We start from the raw sequence: 15,382 nt of genomic DNA, 5'->3' as shown, positions 1-15,382 counted from the left end.
GAACCGGCACTGCCCGCAATGCTAGACCCGGGCGAAGGGGGGCAGGGTTGCCGCAAGGCGGTGTGAAGTGCTGCCGGTGCCTTACTTTCACTTGGTGTTCACGCTGCCGCACGACCTCAATGGCCTGATTGCGGCCGCGCCACGATCGCTCTACGAGACGCTGTTTGCCGCTGTGTCGGCAACGCCCACCGAATTCGCCGCCAACCCGCGACATCTGGGCGGTGTGTCGGCCTTCTCTGTGGTGTTGCACACATGAAGGCAGGCTCTTGGCAGGAATGGTCGCCACGCCTGCCGATTGGCAACGCTTGAGGCAATGACTCCACCTTCACGACTGGGTGGTCCATGCCAAGCAGCCGCTCGGTGACCCGGAAGCGGTGCTCGATTACCTCGGCCGCTATACGCACCGGGTGGCCATGTCCAACGAGCGGATCGTCGGCATCGAAGGCAACGACGTGCTCTTCCGAGTCCGCGTTTGCCGGCTGCGCCTCGGCTCGTCGATCCTCCGCCAGCTTTGCTGCCTATCGATGAGCAGCTAGGCCGCCCGGCGGCTTCCTGCCAAACGATTGACTTCGGGCTGTCCGGCCCTACAATCCTCATAGCGACCGGCAGCGCGGCGGTTCAGTCCAACAAGGTTTATCTGCCGCGAGCCGCCAGCGGCTGGGTCTGGCGCTTTCGGGGCGGCAGATAAACGCTATTCGTTACGCCTCGCAAGCACAACCGACCGCATGGCAAAGCTCTCACTCGACTCTGACGTCTTTCGCCCGCTCACATCATGGGTTCACGGTGAGCGATTCTTCATGAAAGGCTTCGAATTCTACGAGTACGACGTACACGTCCCAAAGCTAGTGTTTGTCGCTCTCGATACGTTCTTCGAGGTGCATGAAGCGCCACATACGCCGCTGAAGACACTTAAGCAAAGCTGGATCGACACCAAGACATATGTCTCACAGGCGTGCCTGTTGCTCGGTCGTAGCCGCCCAGGCCATGCGTTATCACTGAATGAGCGCGCGACAGTACTTGCTGCTCTTGGTGAGCCGCCGGGCCCCGCTTGGCCTCTCTACTTCTTCACCGTAGGCGATTTGGCCGAGGAGCGAATCGTCTACATCGGGAAGACGAATGCGGAAACTCATCGGTTCTACGCGGGGCACACCACGATCACCGCCCTTCACAGACCGGAATACCGAGGACTGCGTACCCGCCTGTACCTGGCAACAGTGACCATCTACTCAGATGAAGACCGCTACATTCCCTTGGAATGGGTACACCCCACCGTGTTGCGTGAAACACTGTGGTCAGATGCGGAGGCGCAACTGATCTACTACTACCAGCCCGAGTTGAATATTGACCTCAAGGCTGTAGACGCAAGCAAAATGCCGACTAGCCTCACTCTTCACAACTACAGCGGAACGAAGAACTTTGATGCGATATCCCTTCAGCCGCATCGCGAAGTATCGGAGGACGAGTGGTTTCGCATCACCAACTAACAGCGAGGCCTAACGAAGAAGGATAGATCGTGCGAAGCCACGATCTGATTCGTTGTGCGCCCCGAGCATGCGCGAGATCTTGGAGGTGAACGTCCTCCCGTAAGTTGACCACAGCAAACGAAGTGAAGCGCAACTGCACGAGGGCGACCGAGTGTGGAGAGGAAGCGTGGAGCGAAACCGCGAGCCGATGGACAAGAACCAGATACGAGGCGCAGCCGAGCAGGGCGAGCGGGCAATGATCCGCGAAGCTCTCGTGGTCAAGGCTCAGGCGGCGTAAATCTGGCGGCTGCGCGGGGAAGGATCGCGTTCTTACCTGGGGAGACCTCGCCTCATGGCTGAAAGGTCGACGCGGAAACGCGGATTCAGTCTGCGCAAGATTGCCGCCAAAGTTGGCTGCACGGTGAACACCGTTCGTAGTGGCCGGCGCTGCCAACTCTGGCGACGAGGGCGAAAATCAGTAGCTTGCGCACGAAATGTTTCTTCAATAAGCAGCGGGGCTAGCCACGTATCAAGCGCTTGCCTCAGTAGTACTGCCGAATGTAGCCAAATGCCTTCTCGAACAGTTCCTCCTCGGCATGCAGTTGGTATTTGAAGAGCGCCTTGCGTAGCGCCTTCTTGATTTCCCGCTCGCCGGAAAGGGTGTCCTGCCAGCCGGGGAAGCGCACCAGGCGAACGATTGCGTCGATGTCGGCCACCACTCGCTCGACCACGATCGGCGTGTCAGCGGTCCTGACCTCATTGAACAGTTCGGTAAGCGCAGCCTTGCCGCGATCGACGTCCTCCTCGGGTGGCGTCTCTTTTTCGGCCTGTAACACTTCCTTGGCGATCTGAAGGAGCTGCTTGAGGAATTCGACACTGTTCAGTACGCCAGACTCGAAGCGATCACGCAGCGCATCCAGACGTTCTGACAGAGCCTTGAATTTCGGGTTGCCGAGATGCTTGCGCAGGCGCCGGGCGACCTTGATCTCGATTTCCTTGCCTTTCTTGGGGTCCGGGTTTGAGAGCACGGCTTCCAGCAGGTCGGCATCGAGAACCAGGGTGTCCAGATCGTCGCGCACTGCATCGACATGCACGTTTTGGTGAATCAGCTCGATGGTCTTGGCGCCGAGGGCGTGCCAGATCAGCCTGCCGTGACCGCTGGAAGGCTGCACCGATTGATAGACCTGCGACAGCCACTTGTAGTCCTTCGCGTATTGGCCAAGAAGCGTGTCAGGCGAAATCGCTTCCCACAGCCTTCCCAGTACGCTGTATTCGGCGGCGAAGTTGTCGCGCACCGCGTTGTTGGGCAGACATTGCTGCGCCGCGATCAGGCCCTCGTAGCCTTCGACGGTACGATCGACGCCGGCAAAGAAGGCCAGACACTTCTGCATGGCCTCCGGTAGCCGATCCTTGAGTTCCTGGATGTTCGACACCACCGCAGCCATGCTCTTGTCGTCGAACTCCAGCGCTTTCGCGACGTCGTCAAAGATACCGAGATAATCGACGATCAGACCGTGCGTCTTTTGCTCGGAGTAGGTGCGATTGACCCGACAGATGGCCTGCAACAGGGTGTGGTCACGTAGCGGCTTGTCGAGATACATGGCTTGCAGGATCGGCGCATCGAAGCCGGTGAGCAGCTTGGATGTGACGATCAGCAGTTGCAGCGGATCCCTGGCGTCGCGGAAGCGGTCGAGCAGCCGTTCCTCCTCGTCACGGGTGTGCGCGAAAAGCTTGCGCTCTGGTTCGTTGGCATTGACCGTCATGACGACTGCGGAAGCCTCCGGCGGCAACAGCTTGTCGAGTTCGGCCTTGTAGAGCAGGCACGACTCCCGGTCGATGGTGACGATCTGGCCTTTGAAGCCGTTCGGCTCGACCTTGCTCTGGAAGTGCTGGACGATGTCCTCGCAGACTCGCCGGATGCGCTCCGGCGTTTTGACGAGCACGGCCATCTTGGCGGCGGTCTTGCCGAGGCTGTCGCGGTCGAGATCCGAGAGGCCGCCAGTCATCTCCTTGAAAGCAGCGTCGATGGCGGCCTTGTCGATATGCAGTTCCAGCAAGCGCGGCTCGAAGTGCAGCTTGAGCGTCGCCCCATCGCGGATCGATGCTTCGAAGCCGTAGCGGCTGAGGTAGCCCTTGTCGTCCTCATCGGCGCCGAAGGCATAGAAGGTATTGCGGTCGATGCGATTGATCGGCGTGCCGGTCAGTCCGAAGAGGAAGGCATTGGGCAGGGCATCGCGCATCTTGCGCCCGAGGTCGCCTTCCTGCGTGCGGTGCGCCTCATCGACCAGGGCAATGATGTTGTGCCGCTGATTCAGGACGCCGTCCGCCTCGCCGAACTTGAAGATCGTGGTGATGATGATCTTGCGTACGTCCTGCGCCAGCAGTTGTTGCAGCCTGTCCCGCGTCTCGGCTTTTTCGAGGTTCGGGATGTCGGCTCCAGTGAAAGTGCCGGTGATCTGGGTGTCGAGGTCGACGCGATCGACGACGATGACTACCGTCGGGTTCCGCAGCGCCGGGTGTAGGCGCAGCTTCTGTGCGGCGAAGACCATCAGCAGCGACTTGCCGGAACCTTGGAAATGCCAGATGAGGCCCTTCTTTGGGGTGCCCGCCAGCACTCGCTCGACAATCTTGTTGGCCGCCTCATACTGCTGGTAACGGCAGATGATCTTGGAGCGGCACTTTCTCTTGTCGGTGGCGAACAGGGTGAAACTCGCCAGGATGTCGAGGACGACATGCGGCCGCAGCATGCTTTCGACCGCCAGCTTCACGGTTTTGAGCTGGCTGCCGTCGCCCGCTAGTGGTGTCGGGGATGAGGGCGACTCAAGATGCCACGGCCCCCAATCCTTGACCGGCAAGCCGAGCGAACCGTAGTGATACTCCTTGCCGTCGGTAGCCACCGAAAAGACGTTGCAGACGAAGAGCTCCGGCACGAACTTCTCGTAGTCGTCATGCACCTGCACCGCGCCATCGACCCAGGTTACCGCTACTCGTGTTGGCGTCTTGGCCTCGATCAGCACCAGCGGGAAGCCATTGACCAACAGCACCAGGTCGGCCCGTCGCTCGGTGCTGCCGGCACGATAGCTGAACTGCTGGGTGACGACATAGTGGTTCTCGTCGAGCGAGTTCGCCAGGCCGTCGAAGTCGATCAGCCGCACCGGTACATGCTCGTTGTTCTGGCCGAAAGGCATCGAACGTTCGCCCCGCAGCCAGGCCGTGAATTCCTCGTTGGCACGAATCAGGCCATCGGAGCGAACCGAAAGGATAATCGCGCGCAGCTTGTAGAGCACCTGGTCGGCCAGTTCCGGATCGGCAGAAATTTCCGGGTTGAGGCGAATCAGCGCTTCGCGCACCCAGGGCTCGACCAGCACTTCCTGGGTTTGACGGGGGATGTCGGCGGCGGCGATACGGTGCCAACCGAGGCCTCCATGGCTGCGCCCATAGATGGCTTTTGGTTGCTGAAAGACGTTGGCTGGAACGTGCTTGGCCGGCCCGGCGAGCAGGTCGTGGAGGTAGGCTTCAACGGTGTTTGATTCGCTAAATGCCATCTAGGACTTCCCACGTACCGGCGATCACTGAGTCTTTCATCCTCGAAACGCTTGCCTTACGTAAAAGCGCTGCCTTGTTGGCTTCCTTCAATTCAGACCACCGCTGAACAAGAGCCTCCTGCTCTTCCCTCGCGACGATCGGAATCAGTACTCCGCCTAGATCTTCGGCATTAAGGTGCGGCTGAGCGGTGCGGGCGCTCAAGGCCGTTAGAACACTAGCAACGGTGCGCTTTGCCAAAAGATATTCTGCGACATATCGCGGGTCCATCTTTTCTCGATTTACCGACACAACTAAGTCGTAACCGGCCAGCGAACCAGCCCACTCGCGATCAATGATCGCTGAGTCGCCCGTATATGCGCCGCTACGGACAACGAGGATATCGCCTTCTTCTAGAGAAATTCGACGCGATGGTGCGACTTTATTGAAGTCAACAAGCATCAAGTTCTTAGTCGAAATTCTTCCACGATCAATATTTGTGGCCCTAATCATAGGCACGCCGTTATCAATTTGAGGTGGAGGCTGGCCGACTCCATAACGAACGGACCCTAAATTGCCTAGCTTTTCTTGCTTTAGATCCGTACTTGAAAAGAACTTGTCTCTACTCGACTCAAGTAGTTCTTCAGATGCAATTGCGAGGTCCGAATACGACTCAATGGTGGAGTTTAGGATTTCGAGCAGACCGACTAATTGCCGTTGCTGCTCCAATGGCGGCATGGTGAATTCTTGCACCGCCATCGTCTTCCAGTTGATCGTCGGCGAAAGTGATCCCACCGAAATTTCTACGGCCCGATTCATGAACAGATCGCTCTGCATGAAGAACGGCAAGAACTCGGGCAGAACGACCTCGGGTTTGGGGCGCAGCACCATTGCGTGCGCCGAGCAGATGCCGTCGAACTCGGCAACGCCCAGTTTGCGCTGATAGGCGCGGCGCCGGGCAAAGATAACGTCGCCTTTCTTGAAACAAAGCTTGGTGGCTTGTACATCGGCGGGGCTGCCCCAGCGCCGAATGCGCAGTGAATCAGGATCGAGATGTTCCAGCCCGACGTAATGGTCCATGCCGGATTTGGATGGATTGTCGATGCGCATATTGACGTTGGTGGCCATTTCTCCGAAGCGCCAAACCTTCCAGCCCGACTTTAACGCCTTCTCAGGCTTAGGCATCCGCGCCTTCCTTGAAACGGAAGCTCTGCTTGAGATCGTTCATCCACGAAGGTTCGATCAGGCCATCGTGCTGCAAGCGCCCGACCACAATACCTGCGTGAATGCCAAGCTGGCGGGCAAAGGACTGCACCGCTGCCTTGCTGCGTAAACCAACTAACGCATCGCTGTACTGGGCCGGAATCAGCCAATCTCCGGCCCATCGATTAGCTTCGTGTTCCTGTGGATCACCGCTACGGCTGGCGTTTGGATCGTCCAGGAATACGGACTTCTTTTCTTCCTTGCTGTTTGCGTGTAACAGGATGTGTGCTGCCTCGTGGAAGAAGGTGAACCAAAACTTGTCGTTGGACTTGCCATAGAGTGAAAGCTGGATCAACGGCCGAGTGGGCCCAAGCCAACGCGCGACGCCGCTGACATGGGCACGGGGAATGGCGGGGACTAGCACCAGCGTCACCCCCGCGTCAAACAGTGCCTTGCGTATTCGCGGCTCGAAGATATTCGGCGGCTCGCAGGTAAGGTTGCGGATGGTCTTGAGGGCCTTCTCGAAACGAGCTTTGTCGTATTTCGGGCCGTCCAACTTTTCGACTTGCTGCTCCCCCAAACGTAGCCAAGCAGAGATGGCGGCGATATCACTCTGCTCGGCACGGCTGCGCCGGAAAGCCACCTGCATGCCGCCGTAATGGACGCGCCAGTCATCCGGCGAGGCGACGCCAAAAAAATGCAGGCAGGCGTCAACGAGGCCGGGCTTGTGTTTAGCATCGTTACGGACCTTGGGGATGGCACCGCTGGCCATCAACTCCTTCAGCGGTAGTTCGTCGAGCCAACTCACCCAGTCAGACTGGGCCTGAGCTGCCGCAATTCGGGCGCTGTGTTCGCGATACTTGGCCTCGCGCGCTAACCAGAAGCCCGCATTGCTGCCAAGCACGCGCTCAAGGCGCAAGGCGGCTTCATCGGTCAGCGGCACTTTGCCGTTAAGCAGCTGGCTGACGTGTTTTTCGGTATAGCCGAGCCGCTTGGCTAGCTCAGACTGGGTCCAGCCGCGCTCCTCGATCAGCTCAAGAATGGTATCGCCAGGCGGAGAAACCCAGTCCGGCGCAAAGGGCGAATTCATTTCAGTCATGGTAATCCCCTATGAATCCGATACAGACGATGGTGACCAGAGACCAGTCGATGGCGCCATCGGGGCGGGCCGGACAAGGGTCGTGGTCCGGGGCGAACACGAGGCGCCGGCCGCCGAAGAGGTCGAGTGCGAATTGCCCTGCGCGATTGCCCTTAAGCGGATGGGGGTTGCCAGCGATCAGATCCGCCACGCTGGCGGCCGCTTCCAGATCGCCTAGGCGGGTGCGCAACTTGCGTGCGCAGGGTTTCCCGAGTGCCTTCTCGGCAGTGGCCCGAATTTCGCACAATTCGCGGACCTTCTTGTCCCTAAAAGTGATCTCCAAGGTGGCTCCATACTATCAATCTTTACCAATCAGGTAAAGTTTTGCGCGACTGGTGCGTTACGAGGCTCTATCTGCGTCCAAGAACGATCCAGTGTTTGCACCAAAGCATCCATTTGCAGCCAGAACGCCCTGCCATCGGCTTGCCATTGATTCCAGGCGGAGCGCAGCGACGCTACATCATCATCGCTGTCGGTCGCGGGCGCTACCGCAACGCACTTCACATACAGCGGGATCGAGAGGTTGCCCACGTTCGCGCCGATCTCGGCCAGGGTGGCAACCTTGGCGAAACCGGGGACATCTGCAAAAGTCCTGTAAGCGGTCAGGATGCGCTGCTGATGCTCGGGCTTCAGGAAGCTTTGCGCGCGCTCCCTGGTTACTGCATGCAAGGCGTCGACAAACAGCACTTTGCCCTTGCGCGCCGCTGCTTTTCGGCGGCTGCAAACGACGATGCACGCTTCCATCGGCGAGTTGTAGAACAGGTTCGGTCCCAGACCGATCACTGCCTCGACCCAATCCTGCTCGACCATCCTGGCGCGCATGGCTTGCTCTTCATTGCGGAACAGCACACCGTGCGGCCAGAGGACTGCGCAGCGACCTCTCTCGCTCAGGCTGGCGAGGATGTGTTGCTGGAAGGCGTAGTCGGCGCGGCCTTGCGGCGGCGTGCCAAGGAAGTTGCGGCCCCACTTGTCCGTCTCCCACGCCGCCCGATTCCATTGCTTGATCGAATAGGGGGGATTGGCGAGGACGACGTCGAACTTGCGCAGGCCATCGCCCTCGATGTGCCTGGGGTCGGCGAGCGTATCGCCGCGGATGATCTGGAAGTTTTCGACGCCGTGCAGGAAGAGGTTCATCCGGGCAATGCCCGAGGTGATCAGATTGCGCTCCTGCCCGTAGAGTTTGAGTGTGCGGTATTCGCCGCCGGTGCGCTTCACTTCGACCAGCGCCGATATGAGCATGCCGCCGGTGCCGCAGGTCGGGTCGTAGATCGATTCGCCGGCCTGAGGGGCGAGCAGTTGCGTCATCAGATGGACGACGGTGCGGTTGGTGTAGAACTCGGCGGCGGTGTGGCCCGAGTCGTCGGCGAATTTTTTGATCAGGAATTCGTAGGCGTTGCCGAGTTCGTCCTCGGGGACGTTGGCGACCGACAGCGTCTGGGTCGAGAAGTGCTCGATCAGGTTCTTGAGCGTCGCGTCTGGCAGGCGCTCGCGGTTGGTCCAGGGAGAATCGCCGAAGATGCCCGCGAGAAGTTCCGGGTTGGTGGCCTCCAATTGGCGTAGTGCGGTCTGGATGGCCTGGCCGACATTCTTCGGCTGCTGACGGACATCATTCCAGTGCGCGCCCTCCGGGATCTGGAAACGGTGGTTCTCGGCGAACTCGGCATACGAAAGATCGCCGTTGGAATCGGCCAGGGCCGCCTGATATTCCTCATCCCAGGTATCCGAGACGCGCTTGAAGAAGAGCAGCGGGAAGATGAACTGCTTGTAGTCGCCGGCGTCGATCAGCCCGCGCAGGAGGACAGCCGCGCCCCAGAGGTAGGATTCGAGCGCCTGCTGGCTGATGCGCTTATGCAAACTTCGTCTCCTGGCGCGTGATCCGCCACTCGCGCTCGCACGCGGTGCATTTGCGCTCCGGTCCTTCCAGGTCGATGCCGCCGCCGCCGAGCGCCACTTCGCCCCGTTCGGCCATTTCGAATGCTTCGTAGCTGGGGTGTCCATAGAGGATATCGACGCCGGTCTTCTGTCGGCAGGCGGGGCAGATGTATTTCCTGAGCTTCATTGCAGCCAGCCTCCCTCGGTCATGACCCTGGTCAGACGGTCTTCGGTTTCGCGGCAATGGGCGAGCGCCGCCTTGAACGCGGCGATCGCTTCCGGGAGCGGCGGGATGTCGTCCTGCAGTGGAGGCAACACGTAGCGCGAGATGTTGAGTGTCCAGTCTTCGGCCTTGATCTCATCGAGAGCGACCACCCGAGCCGTATCCGGGACATCCACGAATTTCTCGAACCAGCCTTGAATCTCCAGGGCGTGCTCGGCTTGCAGGAAGTTCTGGGCCCGGCCACGTCGGAACAGGCGCGAGGCGTCGGCAATCAGGACTTTCTGGCGGCGTTGACGGGGCTTCCTCTGGCGCAGGACGAGAATGCACGCGGCGAGACCGGTGCCGTAGAACAGGTTGGGCGCCAGGCCGATGACGGCCTCGATCAAGTCCATCTCCAGCAGCTTCTGCCGAATCGTCCCCTCGGCGCCTTTGCGGAACAGTGCACCCTGCGGTAACACGACGGCCATGCGTCCGGTGACCGCAGCCATCGACTTCACCATGTGCTGCACCCAGGCGAAGTCGCCCGAGCTCGAAGGGGGCAGGCCGGCGAAGTTACGCCCGAAGGGGTCCTTGATCCACAGTTCTTCGCCCCATTTTTCGAGGGAGAAAGGCGGATTGGCGAGCACGCAGTCGAAGTTGGCGAGGCGATCGCCGTCGAAGAAGACCGGGTTGCGTAGGGTGTCGCCGCGCACGATCTGGAAGTCCTCAATGCCGTGCAGGAAGAGGTTCATGCGCGCGATCGACGACGTGGTGAGGTTCTTCTCCTGGCCGAAGAGCTTGCCCCACAGACGCTTGACATCGCCGTGCCGATCCTTAACGTGCTGGACGGCGGCGAGCAACATGCCGCCGGTTCCGCACGCCGGGTCGTAGATGGTCTCGCCCTCGCGGGGATCGAGCATCTCGATCATCAAGCGGACAATGCTGCGCGGGGTGTAGAACTCGCCGGCTTTCTTGTTGGTGGCGTCGGCGAATTTCTTGATCAGATATTCGTAGGCATCGCCGACGACATCGCTGCTGATGTCGAGATTGCCGAAGGAAAGCCGGGAGAAGTGCTCGATCAGGTCTTTGAGCAGTGCATCGGACAGCCGCTCCTTGTTCGTCCACTGAGCGTCGCCGAAGACGCCGTAGAGGGTGTCGGGGTTGGCCTTCTCGACCTCGCGCATCGCCCGCTGCAGGGCATTGCCAACGTTGCTGGCGACCGCGCGCACTTCGTTCCAGTGGCATTCGTCGGGAATCTGGAAGCGGTGAGACTCTGGGAACCAGGCCAGTTCGGCATCCCCGGTGTCGGCGACGATCTCGTCGTACTCCTCGTCCCAGACATCGCAGATTCGCTTGAGGAACAGCAGCGGGAAGATGTAAGTCTTGAAGTCGGCCGCATCCACTGGACCGCGAAGGATGTTGGCAGACTCCCAGAGGTGGGACTCCAGTTGCTCCACGCTAACGGTCTGTTTCTGCCCCATCACTCGCCAGTTGTTGTTCTTGTGCCGGCGGCCATTATCCCATCACAAAAGACGTATCAGGGGTCACCCCAGAAAACGGAAGAAATCGTACGCCAAGAGCGTCCGATACAACGGGACAGGGGTGCTCTGCGACGGGGGCAAGCTACGGAGTTAGGCTTGCTGACAGGCGTTTCCCAGGAAGCTGTGTTGCGAACACGGCAGCGCGGAGCATCCATATGTCAGCCGCACATGTGAGGCCGCCACCAACCCGCAGCCGTCATTCGACCTTCTGGTGCCTCAAGGACAAGGAGCTGCGTACAGCGGCCATTGGGCGCGGCTACCCACAGACAGTGGGTCAGCCGGAAGAGCCGTTCAGGCTATTGCCATTAGGTGGCTGGTATCAGGCTGCATGACCGTCGACCGTATGCACGGTGTTCACAACGGGATAGCATCTGCCCATGCCTGCCCACCTCGCCGATCTCTCGCACGCCATTCAACTCGCAGTCGCGCCGGTCTTCCTGCTGACCGGAATCGCCACCCTGATCAACGCGATGAACGTTCGCCTGGGACGTATCGTCGACCGCCGACGAGCGATCCGCAAGCGCCTCCAGGACGCTCCAGAGGCTTGTAACTACGAAGCCGCAGAGCGCGAGCTAGGGTTGCTGAGGCGCCGCGGGAATCTGGTTTACATGGCGATGTTCTGCGAAGCATTTAGTGCGCTGCTGATCTGCCTAGTGGTCGCCGGCGCCTTCGCCGGTACGCTGATCAAAGTCGAGCTGGCGGCCACTGTGGCGGTGACTTTCATGGCGTCCATGGGATCGATGATCATCGGGTTGGGGCTGTTCCTGCGCGAGGTTTACCTCGCAGTGCGCACTGGTACGCACTGGGAGCCGTGAGTGCGGCTGGCCCGCGCCGTGTTCTTCAACCGGCTTGGCGAAATCCGCGACCGCAGCTTCGAGCAGCAGCGATACCGGGCCAGCGGTCTCAACCTGGTGACGGCGGCCATCGTGCTTTGGAACACAGTCTATCTGGGGTTCGGGGAACAATGGAACCGCGAACCGACTTAAGGCCCGCTCAGCCATCATTCGCTCTGCCCAGTGGCCGTAGCTCGCCTCGCGCAATAGCCTCTGGCACCGAGAACAAGTAGCGTCCGAGCATGCTAACGAGAGTCCAAATGGCTGCTGATGACACGACTGCTTGTTGTACCCCAACTAGCCTTCAACGAAGGCCGCTAGGTACCCGCTCAGTCTGTCTGCACGGATCGATGACCGTTCGATCAGCTGCTGGCATTGCCCTTCTAGCTCGATGTCGGTGAGCTGAGACTCGCACAGCTCCGTCAACAGGGTGCGCGCATCGGCAACCATTGCCGTCAGGCGGTCCAGCGTCAATGCATAGCTTTCGTGGGCCGCAGCTGCGGGGGTCGCCTTGTTCGTCGGATGAACGACCACGCGCAGGCTGGTATACCCGTCGTAGTTCTTTTCGAACCACTGCTGTGCGACTAGTAGTTGGCCGTGCTCCTCTTTCGTCAACGGATTCTTATCCAACTTGCGGCTCTTGGCTTCCAAGATCAGTGCGATCTTGTTTGGCAGCAGCCACAGCACGTCCGGCCCTTCGCCGCCATCGTCATGGCGCTCTGCCGACAGGCCAATAAGTTCACCGAGGTCCGCCAAGGCCTGCTCGAACTGATTTGCAGAGGCGTTGGCATTGAGCCTCGAGGCCACTTGTTCGAAGCGTTGCAGCAGGCCTCGTCGCATGCGGTAGCCGCGTAGCTGGTACGCGATAGCAGCACCCTGCGTCCCCGGCATTGGCAACGCACGGTAAGGAGGCATGACGCGTGGGCGCATAAGGTTGCGATTAGCGCCAAATGCGGAGCGCTGCAATTCGTCGCTGCGCTCGTTTTGGCCCCAGTTGCTTGCGATACGTCCTGCTAACTGGAGCAGCCAGCCGCGCGTCTGGTCGTCAAGTGCCTCCTTGGAGCTCACGACCTGATCCAACTTGGCGATCGCTTTGTTGTAGTAGCCGTCAGCCCAGTTGTTGAAAGCCTTGCGCTCGGCCGCAGCCACGTCAAAGCGCTTGGGATCGGGCGCCTCCTGCTTCACGTTCTCTGCAAGCGTTGCCGCGTGGTACTCGACCCAACCAGCATCCCTGCGGATGCTCATCGCGATCGTGTTTGCCAGATCGTTGACGTCCTTAACTTCCTTGCTGACCGTCGAACCCATATCGAGCTGCGCCCGGGTCGCGCTGGTCAGCAGCTTGAAGTTTGCATCCTTGGCGATCCAGCCCGCCAAGTCCGAGCCGGCAAGCAGCACGACGCAGTGGTCGCCCGCTCCACGCGCGCCCCGGCCAATGCCCTGCTCAATGCGTTGCGCCAACATACGGCTGATGGTCGCGCCACCATACAGGGTGGCCGCACGCAACTGCTCATAGTCGGAGGTGCCAGCCGGAAGACCTTCCATAACAAGTAGCCGGCAGGAATCTCCTGGCAAGTCGATGCCGTCGTAGCGGCTCGCGAAGACAACAGGGCCGCTGGTCGCGCGCGCCTGCAATTCCTCGACCATAGGATCGACTTTGTCCGAGCCTTCGGCGAACTCCGCAACGTCCTCCCAGGCCTTGGCTGCGAAGTTTGAGGGCACAAGAACGACGGCGCCGAGGTTGTCGCCCGCGACCTTCTTTAGCAGCTCCTTCGTGACCTTGGTCGTGTCGAACTCAAACTTCATCAAGCTTGGAATAAGGATCATGCGCTCGCTGATGCCTGCCAGCGATCGCGACGTCAGGGCACTGTTGACATGCTTGGGCTCGGCGTCGAATGTGCGCACGATCTCGCTATCGTCCGCGATTGTGGCCGACATGTAGATGCGGCGCGGTGCGTCTGCGAAGGTTGGGAAGCTATTCACCAACGGAAGCACCGGCGTCACTGTGAATGCTTCGCTGCTGATGAGCCCATGGCAAAGATGCAGGTTATCGCGCAGCAGCGGCCAAGCGTATGGGGTGTCTTTTCCATCGCCGCGCAGCAGCCCGCGGGCCGTATCGATCTGTTCGTGCCATGCCCAATACGGAACTTCAATCACGACGTTGCTGAGCCCGGAGACGGTATCGTCGAAGGTGCCTAGCCGATCCATGTTCTTGAATGCAGACCGGAACAGCGTGCACAGCGCGTCATATTGCTCCCTATCTCTCTTGGCCGTGACTTCCAGCGTGAACGAATCGCGCACAACCGAGAAGGCCACATGAGCGTCATCGAGGATCACTGCCCCCGCCTTGACATGCATCCGGCCCCCTCTAACACCAAACTTGCTGAAGCCGTTGAATAGTGCCTTGTAGGACGCCACCATCATGGCCTTGCCGTTCACGAAGTCGTCCGCCAGAGGCTGCCCACGGACGTATGGCACGGCGGTGATTCCCAGTGACCTCGCCTTCTCCAGCGTCTGCTTGACCAACTGCGTTGTAGGTGCCAGATAGAGCACCGGCTCCTTAAGTTCATTCAGCGTCGACTGCGCCATCAGTAGGCCGACCAGAGTCTTGCCGCCACCGGTATGCAGTTTCACAACCGTATCCCGCTCGTCCTTACGCTTGAACCATGCCTCCAGCACCTCGGCTTGGCTGGTGTATAGGTCGTTGATGCCCTGTGGCTTGGGCAAACGCCGGAAGATCTCCAGCGGATCCACAGGTACGGCCCTCTGTGACTGCGACCTGAGTTTGTTGAAATCAACCATTATGGTTACCTCCTCTGCTTTTACTATCACTCACGACGATACATGATCAGCTGGTTCACACTTACCTTCAGAGGAGCTGTTCTTCCCGGTGTTACGTCCGGTACTAATTTAGACTCCTCGGCCCAAGCTATTCGAGGTTGAAACGATGGCCGAGTCCCACGCTGCAACCGGAAGATGGGGTTGTAAGCCGGAACCCCAGAATATGTAGTGCACCGCATATTCTGGGATATGCAGAGTCCAGGAATATGAGGAGTATTCTTTCCTAGGGCGGCAGCATTTGCCTTGAAATCAGGTGGTTGCAGCGGTTTCTTTTGCCGGTTTTCTCGGCATATTACTGTCGTCCTTGAACGGTTGGTTAGCCAAAGGAGGACAGTATGCTTACGACCTATTTCACGCGCCCAGCAACGCGCGCGGGGTATTATGCGGGACCTGTCGGTCCCTATCTAGACCCTTTCACTGACTGGTTGGTGAAACGGGGTTATTGCAAAGACGCCATCCGGCATCTTCTCCTTGGGGCGGTCGGCTTCGCCAACTGGATGCAGGTGGCCGGTGGTGACCTGACTTCCTTGCACGAAGGTGTTTGGAATACCTTCTGCGATCATTTGGCCAAGCAGGGTCGGCTGCATGGCACGAAGGGACAGCATTCGATCTACTGGCGCGGCGCGAAACAGTTCACGGAGTTTCTTCGCGCCCAGCAAGGCATCGTCGCTACCAAGGCGGCGCTAGCTCCGCCGGAACTGGTGGCCGCATTCGAGCACTGGATGCAAATTCACCGTGGCGTCAAACCCTCGACGCTGATCACCTATCGC

At 59.7% G+C, this 15,382-nt stretch carries 11 protein-coding genes and 2 pseudogenes; 5 read left to right on the top strand and 8 right to left on the bottom strand.

Going from position 1 to position 15,382, the window contains the following annotated elements; translation table 11 throughout:
- Positions 1–470 (top strand): annotated as a pseudogene (locus E4Q23_RS24425) (transposase); the annotation flags it as partial.
- 327 nt (positions 471–797) lie between these two features.
- Positions 798–1,484 (top strand): hypothetical protein, encoded by a 687-nt coding sequence (locus E4Q23_RS22850; protein WP_169068711.1) that lies wholly within the window; start codon positions 798–800, stop codon positions 1,482–1,484.
- Positions 1,485–2,005: 521 nt separating this feature from the next.
- Here the strand turns inward: E4Q23_RS22850 and E4Q23_RS22840 are convergent.
- Genes E4Q23_RS22840 through E4Q23_RS22810 form a run of 7 tightly spaced genes read right to left on the bottom strand, consistent with a single transcriptional unit; the run spans position 2,006 to position 10,881 of the window.
- Positions 2,006–5,008 (bottom strand): type I restriction endonuclease subunit R, encoded by a 3,003-nt coding sequence (locus tag E4Q23_RS22840; RefSeq protein WP_169068710.1) that lies wholly within the window; start codon positions 5,006–5,008, stop codon positions 2,006–2,008.
- Complete coding sequence (locus E4Q23_RS22835) at positions 4,998–6,170, bottom strand: restriction endonuclease subunit S (RefSeq protein WP_169068709.1); 1,173 nt, start codon at positions 6,168–6,170, stop codon at positions 4,998–5,000. Before E4Q23_RS22835 ends, E4Q23_RS22840 begins: the two co-directional genes overlap by 11 nt.
- Positions 6,163–7,287 (bottom strand): helix-turn-helix domain-containing protein, encoded by a 1,125-nt coding sequence (locus tag E4Q23_RS22830; RefSeq protein WP_169068708.1) that lies wholly within the window; start codon positions 7,285–7,287, stop codon positions 6,163–6,165. Before E4Q23_RS22830 ends, E4Q23_RS22835 begins: the two co-directional genes overlap by 8 nt.
- A complete protein-coding gene (locus tag E4Q23_RS22825; protein ID WP_169068707.1) occupies positions 7,280–7,609 on the bottom strand; it encodes a type II toxin-antitoxin system RelE/ParE family toxin in 330 nt (109 codons plus the stop codon). Before E4Q23_RS22825 ends, E4Q23_RS22830 begins: the two co-directional genes overlap by 8 nt.
- Positions 7,610–7,638: 29 nt before the next feature.
- Positions 7,639–9,180: a type I restriction-modification system subunit M gene (locus E4Q23_RS22820; RefSeq protein WP_169068706.1), complete on the bottom strand. Its 1,542-nt coding sequence runs from the start codon at positions 9,178–9,180 to the stop codon at positions 7,639–7,641.
- On the bottom strand, positions 9,173–9,385 hold the full coding sequence (locus E4Q23_RS24420) for a hypothetical protein (protein ID WP_169068705.1): 213 nt from the start codon (positions 9,383–9,385) through the stop codon (positions 9,173–9,175). Before E4Q23_RS24420 ends, E4Q23_RS22820 begins: the two co-directional genes overlap by 8 nt.
- The gene (locus tag E4Q23_RS22810) at positions 9,382–10,881 is read right to left on the bottom strand and encodes a type I restriction-modification system subunit M (protein WP_169068704.1); all 1,500 of its coding nucleotides are present in this window, start codon (positions 10,879–10,881) and stop codon (positions 9,382–9,384) included. Before E4Q23_RS22810 ends, E4Q23_RS24420 begins: the two co-directional genes overlap by 4 nt.
- Positions 10,882–11,318: 437 nt before the next feature.
- On the opposite strand from E4Q23_RS22810, the gene E4Q23_RS22805 reads away from it, so the two are divergent.
- Both E4Q23_RS22805 and E4Q23_RS22800 read left to right on the top strand, forming a co-directional pair.
- Complete coding sequence (locus tag E4Q23_RS22805) at positions 11,319–11,756, top strand: DUF2721 domain-containing protein (RefSeq protein WP_169068703.1); 438 nt, start codon at positions 11,319–11,321, stop codon at positions 11,754–11,756.
- A gap of 6 nt (positions 11,757–11,762) precedes the next feature.
- Positions 11,763–11,891 (top strand): annotated as a pseudogene (locus E4Q23_RS22800) (Tn3 family transposase); the annotation flags it as partial.
- Between the two features lie 180 nt (positions 11,892–12,071).
- On the opposite strand, the gene E4Q23_RS22795 reads toward E4Q23_RS22800, so the two are convergent.
- Positions 12,072–14,573, bottom strand: a complete 2,502-nt coding sequence (locus E4Q23_RS22795) for a DEAD/DEAH box helicase (RefSeq protein WP_169068702.1) — start codon at positions 14,571–14,573, stop codon at positions 12,072–12,074.
- Between the two features lie 374 nt (positions 14,574–14,947).
- On the opposite strand from E4Q23_RS22795, the gene E4Q23_RS22790 reads away from it, so the two are divergent.
- The coding region (locus tag E4Q23_RS22790; protein WP_169068701.1) for a hypothetical protein at positions 14,948–15,382 on the top strand (435 nt) is incomplete at its 3' end.

This window comes from Candidatus Accumulibacter phosphatis (genome assembly GCF_012939955.1).
In the GTDB taxonomy this organism is placed as follows: domain Bacteria; phylum Pseudomonadota; class Gammaproteobacteria; order Burkholderiales; family Rhodocyclaceae; genus Accumulibacter; species Accumulibacter delftensis.
This window is presented reverse-complemented; position numbering and strand designations above follow the sequence as displayed.